Source organism: Arthrobacter sp. StoSoilB5 (genome assembly GCF_019977235.1).
GTDB lineage: Bacteria > Actinomycetota > Actinomycetes > Actinomycetales > Micrococcaceae > Arthrobacter.
This window is the reverse complement of record NZ_AP024646.1, coordinates 2,808,997-2,822,637: the sequence shown is the minus strand read 5'-3', so window position 1 is coordinate 2,822,637 and position 13,641 is coordinate 2,808,997. Positions and strand designations below refer to the sequence as shown.

12 protein-coding genes are annotated in these 13,641 nt (G+C 59.5%); all 12 read left to right on the top strand.

Annotation, left to right across the window (positions count from 1 at the left end):
• The first annotated feature begins 121 nt into the window (after positions 1–121).
• The 12 genes from LDN75_RS12685 to LDN75_RS12630 are packed head-to-tail and all read left to right on the top strand — an operon-like array spanning position 122 to position 13,617.
• Positions 122–829 (top strand): hypothetical protein, encoded by a 708-nt coding sequence (locus LDN75_RS12685; protein ID WP_223932656.1) that lies wholly within the window; start codon positions 122–124, stop codon positions 827–829.
• A gap of 14 nt (positions 830–843) precedes the next feature.
• Positions 844–1,914 (top strand): ABC transporter permease, encoded by a 1,071-nt coding sequence (locus LDN75_RS12680; RefSeq protein ID WP_223932655.1) that lies wholly within the window; start codon positions 844–846, stop codon positions 1,912–1,914.
• Between the two features lie 47 nt (positions 1,915–1,961).
• Positions 1,962–3,104, top strand: coding sequence for a sugar ABC transporter substrate-binding protein (locus tag LDN75_RS12675; protein ID WP_223932654.1), 1,143 nt, complete (start codon positions 1,962–1,964; stop codon positions 3,102–3,104).
• A 38-nt stretch (positions 3,105–3,142) separates the two neighbouring features.
• The gene (locus LDN75_RS12670) at positions 3,143–4,678 is read left to right on the top strand and encodes a sugar ABC transporter ATP-binding protein (protein ID WP_223932653.1); all 1,536 of its coding nucleotides are present in this window, start codon (positions 3,143–3,145) and stop codon (positions 4,676–4,678) included.
• On the top strand, positions 4,675–5,403 hold the full coding sequence (locus tag LDN75_RS12665; RefSeq protein WP_223932652.1) for an aspartate/glutamate racemase family protein: 729 nt from the start codon (positions 4,675–4,677) through the stop codon (positions 5,401–5,403). Before LDN75_RS12670 ends, LDN75_RS12665 begins: the two co-directional genes overlap by 4 nt.
• Positions 5,400–6,674: an amidohydrolase family protein gene (locus LDN75_RS12660; RefSeq protein ID WP_223932651.1), complete on the top strand. Its 1,275-nt coding sequence runs from the start codon at positions 5,400–5,402 to the stop codon at positions 6,672–6,674. Before LDN75_RS12665 ends, LDN75_RS12660 begins: the two co-directional genes overlap by 4 nt.
• A gap of 37 nt (positions 6,675–6,711) precedes the next feature.
• Positions 6,712–8,208: an aldehyde dehydrogenase gene (locus tag LDN75_RS12655; RefSeq protein WP_223932650.1), complete on the top strand. Its 1,497-nt coding sequence runs from the start codon at positions 6,712–6,714 to the stop codon at positions 8,206–8,208.
• Positions 8,201–9,619: a dihydropyrimidinase gene (gene hydA / locus LDN75_RS12650; protein WP_223932649.1), complete on the top strand. Its 1,419-nt coding sequence runs from the start codon at positions 8,201–8,203 to the stop codon at positions 9,617–9,619. The genes LDN75_RS12655 and hydA overlap by 8 nt, the downstream gene beginning before the upstream one ends.
• On the top strand, positions 9,616–10,380 hold the full coding sequence (gene allE / locus LDN75_RS12645; RefSeq protein WP_223932648.1) for a (S)-ureidoglycine aminohydrolase: 765 nt from the start codon (positions 9,616–9,618) through the stop codon (positions 10,378–10,380). Before hydA ends, allE begins: the two co-directional genes overlap by 4 nt.
• The gene (locus LDN75_RS12640) at positions 10,367–11,794 is read left to right on the top strand and encodes a M20/M25/M40 family metallo-hydrolase (RefSeq protein WP_223932647.1); all 1,428 of its coding nucleotides are present in this window, start codon (positions 10,367–10,369) and stop codon (positions 11,792–11,794) included. The genes allE and LDN75_RS12640 overlap by 14 nt, the downstream gene beginning before the upstream one ends.
• Complete coding sequence (locus tag LDN75_RS12635) at positions 11,781–12,809, top strand: amidohydrolase family protein (protein ID WP_223932646.1); 1,029 nt, start codon at positions 11,781–11,783, stop codon at positions 12,807–12,809. The genes LDN75_RS12640 and LDN75_RS12635 overlap by 14 nt, the downstream gene beginning before the upstream one ends.
• 37 nt (positions 12,810–12,846) lie before the next feature.
• Complete coding sequence (locus tag LDN75_RS12630; RefSeq protein WP_223932645.1) at positions 12,847–13,617, top strand: nuclear transport factor 2 family protein; 771 nt, start codon at positions 12,847–12,849, stop codon at positions 13,615–13,617.
• The last annotated feature ends 24 nt before the right edge of the window (positions 13,618–13,641 follow it).

The window sequence follows — 13,641 nt, the reverse complement described above, 5'->3', positions numbered from 1 at the left end:
TATGAAATGGATGCAAGCTCCACAGCGACCCCAAGAAGGCGCAGGTCTCACAGGCCGAGAGGTTCGCAGGCTTGCCGACCTGGTGCTTTCCTCGGATATTCAGCGCCGTAGGATCACACCCTTGAGTCGGATGATCCCCGGCCTCTCCATCGAAGATGCGCGCCTCGTTCGCGACGAGGTAATCCGTCGTCGTATGGCAAGAGGCGACCGGAGCGCCGTACTCATTGGGCAAGGCCATGGCTCTGGGGATCCGGCGATTCTCAATGAACGCATGGTTTCGGTTACCACCGCGAGGATACCGACTGACTCGGTTCCCCTCCTGGTGCGAGGCGTCGTCGGACTGCATCTCAGCCCAGAATCCGTCCGTCAGGCCCTTCTCGGCCATCTTGTGGAAGCACAAGATGGGAAGCTGCAACTCGGCTTGGAAGTGGCTAGCCACCGTTTCGACGATCGGAACATCGAGACTTCTGATCTGGTAGCCGTAAATGGTGGAGTGACCCGGTTGGTGTCATCCGTTTCACATGCACCAACAGGTGCAGAGCCGACATTTCGCATGCTTCGGGACGGTCTGGCCGTGGACGAAGGATGCGTTCCACCTTCCGATACGGTCCAAAAGGCGGTGGAAGACATCACAGCATACGCAATCCGTTGCTGCACGCCTCTGGCGGAACTCTTTGCCCAGGAGAACGACCAACGCCGCGGCCCGGGGATTCTTGTCGCAGTCGGCATTGGTGAGCCGATCGGACTGACATCCAACAACACCGTAGAACTCGAGGTGGCAGGTGCCCGTGTGGCAGCCGTCATCGCCGATACAGACCACTTCATCTAATGGGAGAACACCCAATGAGTAAGACCTCTTTGCCTTCCGCCAGCCCGGATGAGATAGCTGACCAACGAATCAAACCGGCCACGGCCACCAAGTCCACTCCATCGGGTCCAGTCAAGACTGCAGTCCCGCAGGAGTCCCTCTTCCGCCGTCTCACTTACAAGTACGCCGTTCTTGGCGTACTGATCTTCGTCGTTGCCTTCTTTTCCATCGCAGCCCCGGAGACGTTCTTTACGTTTGAAAACCTGCGAGTGGTCACTTCGTCCCAAAGCGTCCTCATTATTGCCGCACTAGGCCTGGTAATCCCCTTCGCAGCCGGCGAGTTCGATCTTTCGTTCGGCCCAATGATCGCATGGTCCTCCATTGTCCTTGCGGTGCTCAATGTTCAGTTGGGGCTCCCTGGAGAGGTGGCCATTCCCATTGCAGTGGGGTCCACCATGCTGTGGGGCCTCCTGAACTCATACTTCATTGTCAAGATCGGCATCAGTTCGATGATTACGACACTTGGTATGGGTACGGTCATTACCGGTCTGACCCTGGCCGTATCAGGTTCCCAGGTCATCGCAGGGGCTCCTGCATTTCTCAATCAGATTGCGACCACGCAACTGTTCGGGCTGCCTCTACCTGTCTACCTTGCGTTTCTGCTGGCCGTCATTGTTTGGCTGTTCATGGAGCACACCCCGCTCGGTCGTTACATCTATTTCACCGGCGAAGGACGCGAAGTTGCCAGGCTCAGCGGCCTCCCAACCGATCGCATCCGAGTATTCGCCCTGACTTCCAGCGCCTTTTTTTGCGGCCTGGCCGGCGTCCTGAACGTGGGACGCCTCGGCAGCGCCGACCCCAACCTGGGTGCGTCCTTCCTGCTCCCCGGTGCTGCCGCTGTTTTCCTGGGCGCCACCGTCATCAAACCGGGACGCTTCAACGCCTGGGGCACGGTCATTGCGGTGTTCTTGGTTGTGACCGGGGTAACCGGTCTGCAAATGCTGGGCGGTGCAGGTTGGCTCGAGAACGTTTTCAACGGCGCCGCGTTGGTATTGGCCGTCTCGTTCGCCGCAATCGTCAGCCGCAAGTCCGCCTCCAGCTCCTGAAATACCCCACCCCATCCCACTCCCCCGAACTAGAAGGAACCAGTGCAATGAAGAACTCGCGTCCCCTGAAGTCGCTCGCTGCCCTTGGCCTTGGCCTCTCGCTCATCGGGCTGACCGCCTGCCAGGCCGGAAACGCCTCATCCCTGGCAAACTCAACAGTCAACGCCTCCGACGGCAAGATTGCCGCGCAACGTTTCGTGGAAGACAGTGCCAAACCCACGGAGTTCTTGCGTCCTGGCGAGCCGATCGATATTTCGAAGTTCAAGGGGAAAACCATCGCAGCCGTCACCCTGGATAACTCGCTGCCGTTTGTCCGCGCGGTGCTTGATGGCATGACCGAAGCCGGCAAGCACGCGGGCGTTCGAGTCGATGTTTACGATGCCAAAGGGTCCACGGACACAGCTGCAAAGCAGATCGATCAAGCGCTGGCTTCCAAATCAGCCGCAATCGTAGCGTTCGGCATCAACTTCAATCTGCTCCCGACTGCCATCAGCACTGCGAATAAGGCCGGTGTGCCTGTCATCGGCGCATTGAACGTTGACGTGAACGCGCCCCTTGAAAAAGGTGCCGCCGGCGAAGTCAGCATCGATTACTTCAAGTCAGGCAAACTGGTGGCCGCATACGCCGTTGCCAACACAGATGGGCCTGTACACGGTGCAGTCCAGAACCTGCCCTCAATCGAAACCTTCACCGCAATGCGCAAGGGTATAGAAGAGGGTTTCAAGGAATTTTGCTCAAAGGAATGCACCCTGCAAGTCGACGACTTGATGCAGTCCAACTTCAAGACGGCAGCCGAGACCTTGACCGGATCCCAGATTTCCCGGAACTCGAAGCTGAATTGGATCTTCCCTGCAATCGACGGGATTGCGCAGTTCACCATTCCAGCCGTTGAACTATCAAGCCGGAAAGCCGACATCCGCGTCGGGAGCATCAACGCCTTCGAGGCAAACCTCGGCTTCATCCGCGACAAGCGGGTGCAGGCGGTCGACGTCGGAAACAGCAACAACTGGCTTGGCTGGGCCATGATGGACCGCACCCTGCGGGCCCTTGCCGGAGAAAAGCCAGCCATCAGTGAGGTACCAGTGAAGCTCTTTGACTCTAAGAACATCGACGGCGTTGATATCTCGTCCGAAGCTGCCTTGTACGACAACGTCGACTACAAGAACCAGTACACAGGGCTCTGGAAGTAAGTGATCGGTGCAACGGGTCGATCTCAAGGGAGAGAAGAATGAAGGATCATCAGATCACCACTACGCGCGACGGAATCGTACTTTCAGGAGTGTCGAAGACTTTCGGTTTGACCAAAGTCTTGCATGATATCTCCCTGACTTTCGCGCCCGGGACGGTAACTGGAGTGCTCGGTGAAAACGGGGCCGGCAAGTCGACCCTGTTCAAGATCCTTGCTGGGATCTACGAGCCCGATGGCGGGGCCACCTTGCGCGTGAACGGCCGCGAAGCGTCTCTCCCGCTTACGCCAACGACCTCGGCGGATCTGGGTTTCGCATTCGTGCATCAAGACCTTGGACTCGCTGGGTCCCTATCTGTCATGGAAAACGTGTTTGTGGGCGCCATGATGCGCAAATACGGTCTTATCGATTGGAAGAGCCAGGCGGCTAAGGTCGATGAACTGCTGGCTGGCTTGGGCGTTCATCTTGATCCGTCAACTCCGGTTCAGGAGTTGACCCAGGCGGAGAAGGCCGTTGTCGCCATCGCAAGGGCAATCTACGCCCGAGGGCGAGGCCACTCGACCCTCCTGGTGCTCGACGAGCCGACCGCCAATCTCACGGGCGTGGAACGTGAACGTCTCTTTGACGCAATGCGTTCTGCTGCTGCGGGCGGCACGGCAATCGCCTTCTGCACACACCGTCTGGACGAGGTGATGACCGCTACCGACTCCGTTCTGGTCCTCCGCGATGGGCGTGTTGTCATGGAGGCTCCCACAAGCACGATCAACGATGAGAAGGAACTGGCCAGGCACATCCTGGGGCGGGATCTCGAATCCCACTTTCCAGTTCGGACCAGCCACATCGTCGACAACGTCCGGCCAGCGATCAGGGTGACCAACCTAAGCGGCGGCGGAGTACGTGACCTCTCCCTTGAAATCTGCCCCGGCGAGGTGGTGGGGCTGACCGGGCTCGCGGGCGCCGGGCATGATGACGTGCCCGACTTGATCCTCGGGAGCATCAAGTCCGACTCCGGCACTGTTCACGTGGACGGCAAGACTGTCAGGACGTCCTCGCCTTGTGCTGCCACGCGTCAGGGTATTGCGATGCTGCCAGCAGACCGAAAGCGCCGTTCGGGAATCATGAGTGCCTCCATCGCAGAGAATCTGACCCTGGCTTCGCTGGGCCGGTTCACCCGACGAGGCTTCATTGACCAGAAGCGTGAGCATAGGAGCGTCGTCAAGGCCATGGAGCACTTCGATGTGAGACCGGCCGGAGATCCGAACAGGGCCCTTGAGACCCTCAGCGGAGGCAACCAGCAAAAAGTCCTCATCGCCAAGTGGGCCGCCAAGGAAGGGATTCGTTGCCTCATTCTGCATGAACCGACGCAAGGCGTCGATGTCGGCGCAAAAAGGACCATCCTTGAACAGGTCGGACTTATGGCCGCACAGGGTGTTGCCGTGCTCATCGTCTCGTCGGAGCACGAGGAGCTCAGCCACCTCTGTGATCGTGTTTTGATCATGCGCGCTGGCCAACTCCGCCGGGAATTGACAGGTGCCGGCGCCAAACAGATCACTGAACAGTGTTACGTCGCGGCATGAGAATCACGCAGACCCCCACGGCAGGTTCATCGTCGCGAACACGCCGGATAGCTGTCATCAATTCAAACTCCTCTGACCGGGTTACTCAACAACTCGCGGACACTGTGACTCCGGAGCTGTTGTCTGGCACAGAAGCTGTGTTCCTGAACCCGGCAGAAGGTCCGGAAGGCATCGACACGCTTTTCGACGTCATCGTTTCTGGCGCCCACACCGCCGCGTTGGTACGGGAATACAGCCATGACTTTGACGCTTTCGTGGTTGCATGCGGCAATGACCCTGGACTGGCTGCTGCGCGTGAACTGACTGACCGCCCCGTCATCGGGATAGCCGAGGCCGGGATGCTCCAGGCCTGCGCCCAAGGCGCGACGTTCAGCGTGGCAGTCCTTGCGCCAGCCAAAGTTGCCGGGATGCGCGCGCTTATCCGAAGCTACGGGCTGGAGTCGAGGCTGGCCTCGATCATTCCGGCCCGAACGACCAGCAGGGACGCGGCCACATCCCCGGGCGAACTCCTTGACCAACTAACAGACGCCTGCCGTAGTCGCTCGAGCGATGAGTTGGGAGATGTGCTGGTTCTGACAGGCTCGGTCATGGGTCAAATCGCTCATGCGCTCTCCACCCGAATCAACCGTCCCGTTGTCGCCGGAATCCTCGCCGGCGTCCGTATGGCAGAAACCCTTGCGGATGCCACTACCCGCCCAACCTATCCTTCCAAGGAGGAAGCATGACAACCCGGTTTGTACTCGGAGGCCCGATCCTCGACACGGACGCGCGCGCCTTTGTCAGCGATCATATGGTGGTGATCGACGGCGGTCGCTTCGTCGGGATCGAGCCGGCCAGCCAATTGCCGTCCGACGCCCACGAGGTAATCGACGTTCGCGGCGCCCACATCCTCCCGGGTCTCATCGACTCGCATTTTCATCTGATGAGTCGTTCCGGTGTGGAAGCCGACCCCAAGCTCGTCACTACCAGCGTCGTTGACGGTGTTATCACGGCGAGACGGGCTATCGAATCCGGCGTCACCACAGTCCGCGATCCAGGCTGCAAACACCGGGGAATCCACGCTTTCCGCGACGAGATCGCAGCAGGCCGGGTCCTTGGCCCGCGTGCCTTCACTGCAGGTCCGAACATCGTAGGCCGCGGCGCCCCGGTGGACTGGCGAAACCACTTCGCAGACGGCGTTGATGAAGTCCGCCGCGCGGTCCGCGAGGAACGTCTTGGCGGAGCCGACCTCATCAAACTCGTGCTGTCTCACACGACCGGCGACTCAGATTGGACAACGTGCCTCCGCTACCTGAATGACGATGAGATAGCCACAGCAGTAGCCGAAGCGCATCTCCTCGGTGCGCGCGTTGGCTGCCATTGCGAGGGCATTGATGCTGCACGTGCGGCAGTGAATGCCGGCATTGACGTCATCGACCATGGACTTACGCTGGACGACGCCCTGGTGGCCCGAATGGCTGACCAAGGGACGTTCTACGTGCCCACGCTCTGGGCGTTCTCAACGAAAACGCACCTCACCGTTGGCAAGACCATCACGGAAGACCGCGCTGCCATTTATGAAGAGCGCATTGCCCGGGTCCATCGCGAATCTGTGCAGCGAGCCATGGCTGCCGGTGTGAGGGTCGCCGCCGGATCAGACCCAATCCACTGGATTCCAGCCCGTGATGTCATGGTCTGCGAACTTGAAGCCCTGGTGGACGCCGGCATGACCAAGCTCGACGCCCTGTTCTCGGCGACCGAAGTTTCCGCTGCCGCCATCGGCGATCCGAGACTGGGCAGCATCCGGTCCGGAAACTTCGCCGACCTTGTCGTCGTCGACGGCGACCCGTCTACCGATCTGCGTGCACTGGCCAGGCCCCGCTTGGTCATGAAAGACGGTGTCGTCGTCGTCGATCTTCTTGACGACGACAAAGCGGCCAACGAGCTGTGGGCGGACATTGCTACCGGTGCTCCTGCTTCAGACCGCCAACCCGAGATCTGGCTTGCACGCAACTAGCACCAAACCACTTTTTCCATCACTTCAGGAGGACCCAATGACTATTGAAATTGCAGAAGACTGGGCCGCTGTTGCGGCTTCGGCGGCACCGGAAGGCGGCGCCTTTATCAACGGCAGATTCGTTGGTGCCGCGTCCGGCGAAACTTTCGAAAACGTGAGCCCCGTCAACGGGCACGTCATCGGACACATCGCTGCCGGCGCCGAGCACGACGTCAACGCGGCAGTCTCCGCGGCCCGTCTCGCCTTCGAAGACGGCCGATGGTCTGCTGCCCCGCCCCGTCACCGGAAGCGGGTTTTGTTTGCCTTTGCTGCCGGCATACGGCGGGAACGGGAACGTCTTGCAACGATCATGACCGCGGACTGCGGAAAGCCGATTTCCGCTTCCCTCGGTGAAGTAGACCACGCAGCGGACGTGCTTGAGTTCTATGCAGAGGCAATCGACAAATGGGCCGGTGAGGTCATGCCGACTGCCCAGTCCGCTCTGGCCCTCGTCACTCGCGAAGCCATAGGGGTCGTTGCTGCAGTAGTCCCTTGGAATTTCCCCATCGGAATGCCAATGTGGAAGATCGCTCCGGCGCTGGCAACGGGCAACTCAGTTATCGTCAAACCGGCCGAACAAGCGCCACTGCCCGTCATCGCCTTGGCGCGAATCGCGGCTGAGGCAGGCATTCCGGATGGAGTGTTCAATGTGGTCCCCGGGCTCGGCGAGAAAGCCGGAAAAGCTCTGGGACTCCACATGGACGTGGACAAGATTGCCTTCACCGGTTCCACTCAAGTTGGCAAATATTTCCTCCAGTACTCCGGACAGTCCAACATGAAGGCCGTTTCGCTTGAGTGCGGCGGCAAATCCGCCAACATTGTTCTTGCGGATGCTCCGGACCTCGAAGTCGCAGCCGCAGCCGCCGCTCTTGCCGCTTATGTCAACCAAGGTGAAATGTGCAGCGCAGGTTCGCGTCTGGTGGTGGAAGAGTCCATCAAGGACGAGTTCATTGAACTTGTTGTCACGGCGAGCCGCATGTGGCGCCCCGGCGATCCGTTTGCTGCGGACACGCGCATGGGCGCCCTCGTTGACGCCGCCCAGCTTGATCGTGTTCACGGCTATGTGGACATCGGTCGACGTGAAGGGGCCAGGCTGGTTACTGGTGGCGAGCGGGCACGCCTCGAGACCGGGGGCTACTACTTGGAGCCAACGCTTTTCGCCGACGTGGACAACCAAATGCGGATCGCGCAGGAAGAGATCTTTGGACCGGTCCTCTCCGTGATTACGGCCAAAGATGCAGAGGACGCCGTCCGGATTGCCAACGACTCTGACTACGGGCTGGCCGCAGCCGTCTGGACCAAGGACGTGTCCAAAGCCCATAAGGTCTCCCGGGCCTTGCGTGCCGGAACGGTGTGGGTGAATTGCTATAACCAGGCGGACGTCAATGTGCCATTTGGAGGTTTCAAGCAATCCGGATTCGGCCGGGATAAATCGCTACATGCTTTGGAGCAGTACACCCAGCTCAAGACGAACTGGTTCAATCTCGATGTCTGACTCACCGCGGCAAACCATTGTCAAGGGTGGCCTGGTGGTGACAGCAAGAGGTCTTGAGCGGGCTGATGTCCTCATTGTCGATGGCGTAGTGGCCGAAATTGGAAGCTTCGAGTCCGGCCACGACGACGCTGACGTTCTTCCCGCCGAAGGCTGCTACGTTCTCCCCGGCGGTGTGGACTTCCACACGCACATGGATTCGGTCTTCCGTGGGTCGATCAGGACAGCTGACGACTTCGCGACAGGGACGGCTGCCGCGGTTGCCGGTGGAACCACCACTATTATCGATTTCTGCCGGGCAGCGCCCGGCGAGACTCTTGCCGAGGCCCTCGACCAGTGGCGGCGGAGGGTGGTGGAGCAACGGCCGTGGGCCGATTACGGCGCACACATGGTGCTGGTTCAGCCCGACGACGACACTCTGTCGCAGTTGTCCAGCCTGCCCGATCTTGGTGTGACGAGTATAAAGATGTACTTGGCCTACCCAGGACGCATGATGAGCGATGACCGGGCACTGCTTCGAGCCATGCAGTCCGCGGCCGCGTCGGACCTACTGGTTCTCGTTCACGCCGAAAACGGACACGCCATACAGGTGCTGGTGGAGGACGCGTTGTCGGCCGGCCACACGGAACCTGCCTGGCACGCAAAATCCCGGCCCACGGTGACGGAGGCGGAAGCAGTTTCCCGATCAGCAGTATTGGCGCAGCTCGCTGGCGCCCGTCTCTACGTGGTCCATGTCTCTTCAGCGGCCGCGTTATCCGAGATTGAACGAGCGCGGGCGACCGGTACGGATATCACTGCAGAGACGTGTTCGCACTACCTGGTCTTTGACGATTCGATGGTGGATGGTGTCCCAAAGGAGGTTGCCTCGCGGTTCGTTTGCTCGCCGCCTACGCGGGACCTCGATGACCAAAATGCTTTGTGGGAGGCGCTCGGTCACGGGACTCTTGATGTGCTGTCCAGCGACCACTGCCCTTTCGCTCTTCAGGGCGAGAAGATCGTTGAAGGGGACTTTACACACATCATGAATGGGCTTCCCGGCGTTGAGCAAAGGCTGGCCATTGCCTACCAGGGCGTCGTCAACGGCCAGTACTCGATGGAGCGAATGGTTGAGTTCGTCAGCACCACGCCCGCCCGACTGGCCGGCATACACCCGAAGAAGGGTGAACTGGCCGTCGGCTCGGACGCGGACCTGGTCATCTTGGATCCGCATGCCACAACAGTGCTCTCTGCTGCGACCCATCACTCTGCCGCCGACTACCTTCCATATGAAGGCATGGAAGTTGCCGGCCGGGTCACAAGGGTATTGCTCCGTGGCACCACCGTTTACGTCGACGGATCGGTGCTCCCGGAAAACCGACAGGGGACATATCTGCATCGGTCCGCTTCACATCAACCAACAGGAGAAACCCGATGAACCAGACCATCCTGGCGTTGCCGCCGGCACAGGTCTCCACCAACCGCGGCGGCTTTGGCCCTGCACATTACGTCATCACACCCGCCAACCACTTCGGATCGAGACTGCCGGAATTTACCGGCACAGTGGTGAAAAAGCTGACTACTCCGCGAAATGGCTCGGCACGTGTAGCGATGTACCTGCTGGAAATTGAGCCAGGGGCTGGAACGACGGCACCTACCGGTCTCGGCTTCGAGAACTTCCTCTACGCCCTCGACGACGGCATCACCGGACCGTTCGGAGACAACGCCCCCAGCACTTCATATGCGTACTTGCCGGAGGGAAAGACCTTCGAACTTGCAAATACTTCTGACAACCTTGCACGGGTGCTCTGGGTGAAAAGGAGGTACGAGGCATCCGAGGAAACCTCAGTTCCGTCGGAAATCGTGGGTCGCGCGGACGCCATGACTCCCACGCCCGGGTCGGTTCCCGGGGTCTACCGTCTGGAGTTGCTTCCGGCTTCCCCGGAATTTGACTTCGCCATGAGCATTCTGTCTTTCGACCCCGGCGCTGTCTTCCCCAAAGTCGAGATTCATGATGAGGAACACGTCCTTTACATGCTGGAGGGCCGCGGAGTCTACGTCCTGGACCGGATCCACTATGAGATCCAGCAAGACGATTTCATCTACATGGCTCCTTACTGCCCCCAGTACTACTACCCCGGCGGGCTGTCCCAGTCCGCGTACCTGCTCTATAAGGATGCCAACCGTGACGGATTCTGAGGATCGCGCGAACCTGCTACAGACCCTACGCGACAAGCAGGGTGACCTGATGGCCCGGGTCGAGGAACGTGCAGATGAGTATCTTGCATGGCTGATTGAGTTCGCCTCCATACCGAGCATCAGCGCCACAGGTGAAGGTGTGCGTGAATGCGCAGAGCATCTCAAATCACGCATTGAGTCCATCGGGCTGAAGCCTGAATTCCTGGAGACCGGATCCCACCCCATTGTCTGGGCAACTTCCGGTGAAAGCCATAGAAAGTTGTTGGTTTACGGCCATTACGACGTGGTGCCCGTAGGTGACGAAGCTGAATGGAAATTCCCTCCGTTTGAACCAACGGTATACGAAGGCTCGCTCTGGGGGCGCGGCGTCGGGGACAGCAAAGGGCAGATGCTTGCGCATGTGTGCGCGTTGTCTGCGTGGCTCGATGTCTTTGGTGAGTTGCCGCCGGTCCAGATCAACTTCATGTTTGATGGCGAGGATGAGATCGGTTGCGGTGATACCTCGCAATACATTCGGACACATGTTGACCAATTCCGAGCCGATTTCCTTTACACCTCCGACGCCTCGACGCTTGGTGTGTGGGACCCAGCGCTATTCTTGGGCATCCGGGGGGCGCTCTATGTGGAGTTGACAGCTACAGGGAGTGATAGCGAGTGGCATTCCGGGAGTTACGGCAGCATCCTGCCGAATCCTGTGACGAGGATGGCCCAGGCAATTTCATCAATGATCGATTCCTCAGGCCGGGTTGCTATCGACGGCTTCTACGACGGTGCGGACACGATTACAGACGAACTCCGTGACTTTGCCGCGAAACTTCCGCCGGAGTTCCTTCCGCCTGCCGAAGATTTCGGGGTGCGGAACTTTGAACGGGAGCAACCCTTGGACTCGATGTTTTTTGAGCCGCGGATGTGCGTGTGCGGCATCGAGGGTGGCTACACGGGCGAAGGCCTGAAGATGGCCGTTCCCACCTCAGCGAAAGCCAAGATCGATTTCGCTCTCCTCAAGGGGCAGCGACCGGGCCACGTGGCGACTTTGCTGCGCAAACATCTCGACCTTAACGGTTATGCAGATATCGAGATCACCGTGCTCTCCGATGCGCCCCCGTCCGGCGTTGACAGCAGCCACCCACTGGTCGCGACCGCGGTCGCTGCGCTCGAGTCGGTGTGGGGCCGACCACCTGTAGTTATCCCCTCGATTGGCGGCGGTGGAGTTTTTGCCACGTTTGTGGATTCGGTGGGACTGGATTGTCTTTTGGTGCCCTACGCCCAGCCGGATATGCAGGAACACTCGGCCCGGGAGCACCTGTCCCTCGAATGGTTTGTGAATGGCATTAAGACCAGCGCGGAAGTCTTCAGGCTGCTCTCGGTTGCTGCCCTGGAACAGGATGAAGGCGGCACAGATGCCGATAATTGACGTTCATACGCACTACGTTCCGGATTTCGTCTTGGATATCCTCAGCGAAGGCTCAGGCGAGCACGGAATCGTTGGAACCTTGGGCTATCTGGAAACCCAGGCCGGCAGGCTCCCTGTGCACTACCCTGAGATGCACTCCCCCAACGAGAAACTCATCGCCATGGATGCGCGCGGAGTGGATGTTTCCCTTGTGTCCTTAACTCCTCATCTCTTTATTTACGGTCCCGAGCACGACCCCGTTGGTTTTGCCCGCAAGGCCAATGATGCACTGGCCGCGTATACCTCAGCCTCGGACCGGCTGTTCGGAATCGCCACTTTGCCATTGGGAAATCCGCCGGAGGCGGCGGATGAATTGCGTCGGGCAGTTTCCGTGCTCGGTCTCGTTGGAGGGATCATCGGCACTGGCCTGTCTGCCGAGCAGCCGCTTGATGCGATTGGACTCGACCCTGTGTTCGAAGCTGCGGCAACGCTTGATGTGCCCTTGATGCTCCACCCCTACTACTGCGGGGTGATCACATCGTCTGAGTTGTTTTTGAACAACACTTTGGGCGTCCCTTTCGACGCGGCCTGGGCGGTGGCTCGGCTCATTGCCTCAGGAACATTGGACCGCCATCCTCGTCTGAAGCTGCTGGTCCCCCACGGTGGCGGAGCCTTGCCGTACCTGTTCGGGCGGATGGAAAACGCCTGGAACAGGCGCAGCGAGGTACGTGAAGCCGCGCAGCGACCACCATCGGCTTACAAGAATCAATTCTGGTACGACTCGATAGTCCACTCCGACGAGGCCTTGCGCTATCTCGTAACATTCGCCGGCGCCGACAGGGTGCTGCTCGGCACCGACTCGCCCTACCTGACCGGGGACCTATCACCAAGCAGTAGCTTCGCAGCAGCAGGACTCGACCCCCAGACCGCTTCAGCCTCCACGGCAGAGCTCTTTCGACTGCGACTTCCACTGCCCGACTATTTAACCCAGCATTCCGGAACTGCGAAGTACGCGGGGGCAAGCGACCAACCGTGATTTTCGCCAATACCAAAGCAAGAGGACCAATGATGCTATGACAACTACAGCTAGAACCTACGCGCGACTCCCAGATGCTCCGAACAGCCCCTGCTGGGCATGGGTCATTGACGACCGTCGGTGGCGGCTCGGGGGCCACGCATACGGTTCCGACCAGGAGAACGAGATCGCCGCCGTACTGGATCTGTTGCGCGAGACCACAACAGTCAGTGAGGATACTCTGTCCATCTCCCTTCAAAATCAGTCGCTGTGGCAACGACTGGAAGTCCCTGATCGCGGTGCCAGCCGCCCCACGGCCGAATCCAGGCTTTTGGATCTCCTCTTCCGTGAATTGGACGGCAGGAACGTGTACTTCACATGGGCTGGGCCTACCCGGGCGGAATCGGGAGTGCATCCATGGTCAGGATCATCACAATTGCGCCGGAAGGTAACAAGCCCCGGCATAGCCATGGCCGACGCAGAATTGCGTGAGGAGATCCTTCGCCATGAATTGGCACTGCTCAGCGCCGAAGGGCGCAATGACAAGGCGAAGCTTGGGCAACTGATCCACCCCGATTTTTATGAAATCGGACGCACTGGGCGCTATTGGGAGCGCGAGGAGGTAATCCGTGTCCTGCACACTATTCCGGATCAGATCAAAAGTGTGACATTCGACCGAGTGGTTGAGCTCCGCCCAGGCGTAGTGCACGTCCGTTTCAGGACTGAAGATGACATCGGGGTCGTGCACCGCAGCTCAATCTGGGCGCGCGAAGGCGATCTTTGGCAACAGCTCTACCATCAGGGGACACCGGACACGCAAGCAGGCTGAAACCAATTCAGGGAAAGGAACGTA

Coding starts and splice junctions, on each gene's coding strand:
- LDN75_RS12670 (WP_223932653.1), top strand. CDS start 3,143: ATGAAGGATCATCAGATCACCACTACGCGCGACGGAATCGTACTTTCA.
- LDN75_RS12635 (WP_223932646.1), top strand. CDS start 11,781: ATGCCGATAATTGACGTTCATACGCACTACGTTCCGGATTTCGTCTTG.
- hydA (WP_223932649.1), top strand. CDS start 8,201: ATGTCTGACTCACCGCGGCAAACCATTGTCAAGGGTGGCCTGGTGGTG.
- LDN75_RS12655 (WP_223932650.1), top strand. CDS start 6,712: ATGACTATTGAAATTGCAGAAGACTGGGCCGCTGTTGCGGCTTCGGCG.
- allE (WP_223932648.1), top strand. CDS start 9,616: ATGAACCAGACCATCCTGGCGTTGCCGCCGGCACAGGTCTCCACCAAC.
- LDN75_RS12680 (WP_223932655.1), top strand. CDS start 844: ATGAGTAAGACCTCTTTGCCTTCCGCCAGCCCGGATGAGATAGCTGAC.
- LDN75_RS12665 (WP_223932652.1), top strand. CDS start 4,675: ATGAGAATCACGCAGACCCCCACGGCAGGTTCATCGTCGCGAACACGC.
- LDN75_RS12675 (WP_223932654.1), top strand. CDS start 1,962: ATGAAGAACTCGCGTCCCCTGAAGTCGCTCGCTGCCCTTGGCCTTGGC.
- LDN75_RS12660 (WP_223932651.1), top strand. CDS start 5,400: ATGACAACCCGGTTTGTACTCGGAGGCCCGATCCTCGACACGGACGCG.
- LDN75_RS12630 (WP_223932645.1), top strand. CDS start 12,847: ATGACAACTACAGCTAGAACCTACGCGCGACTCCCAGATGCTCCGAAC.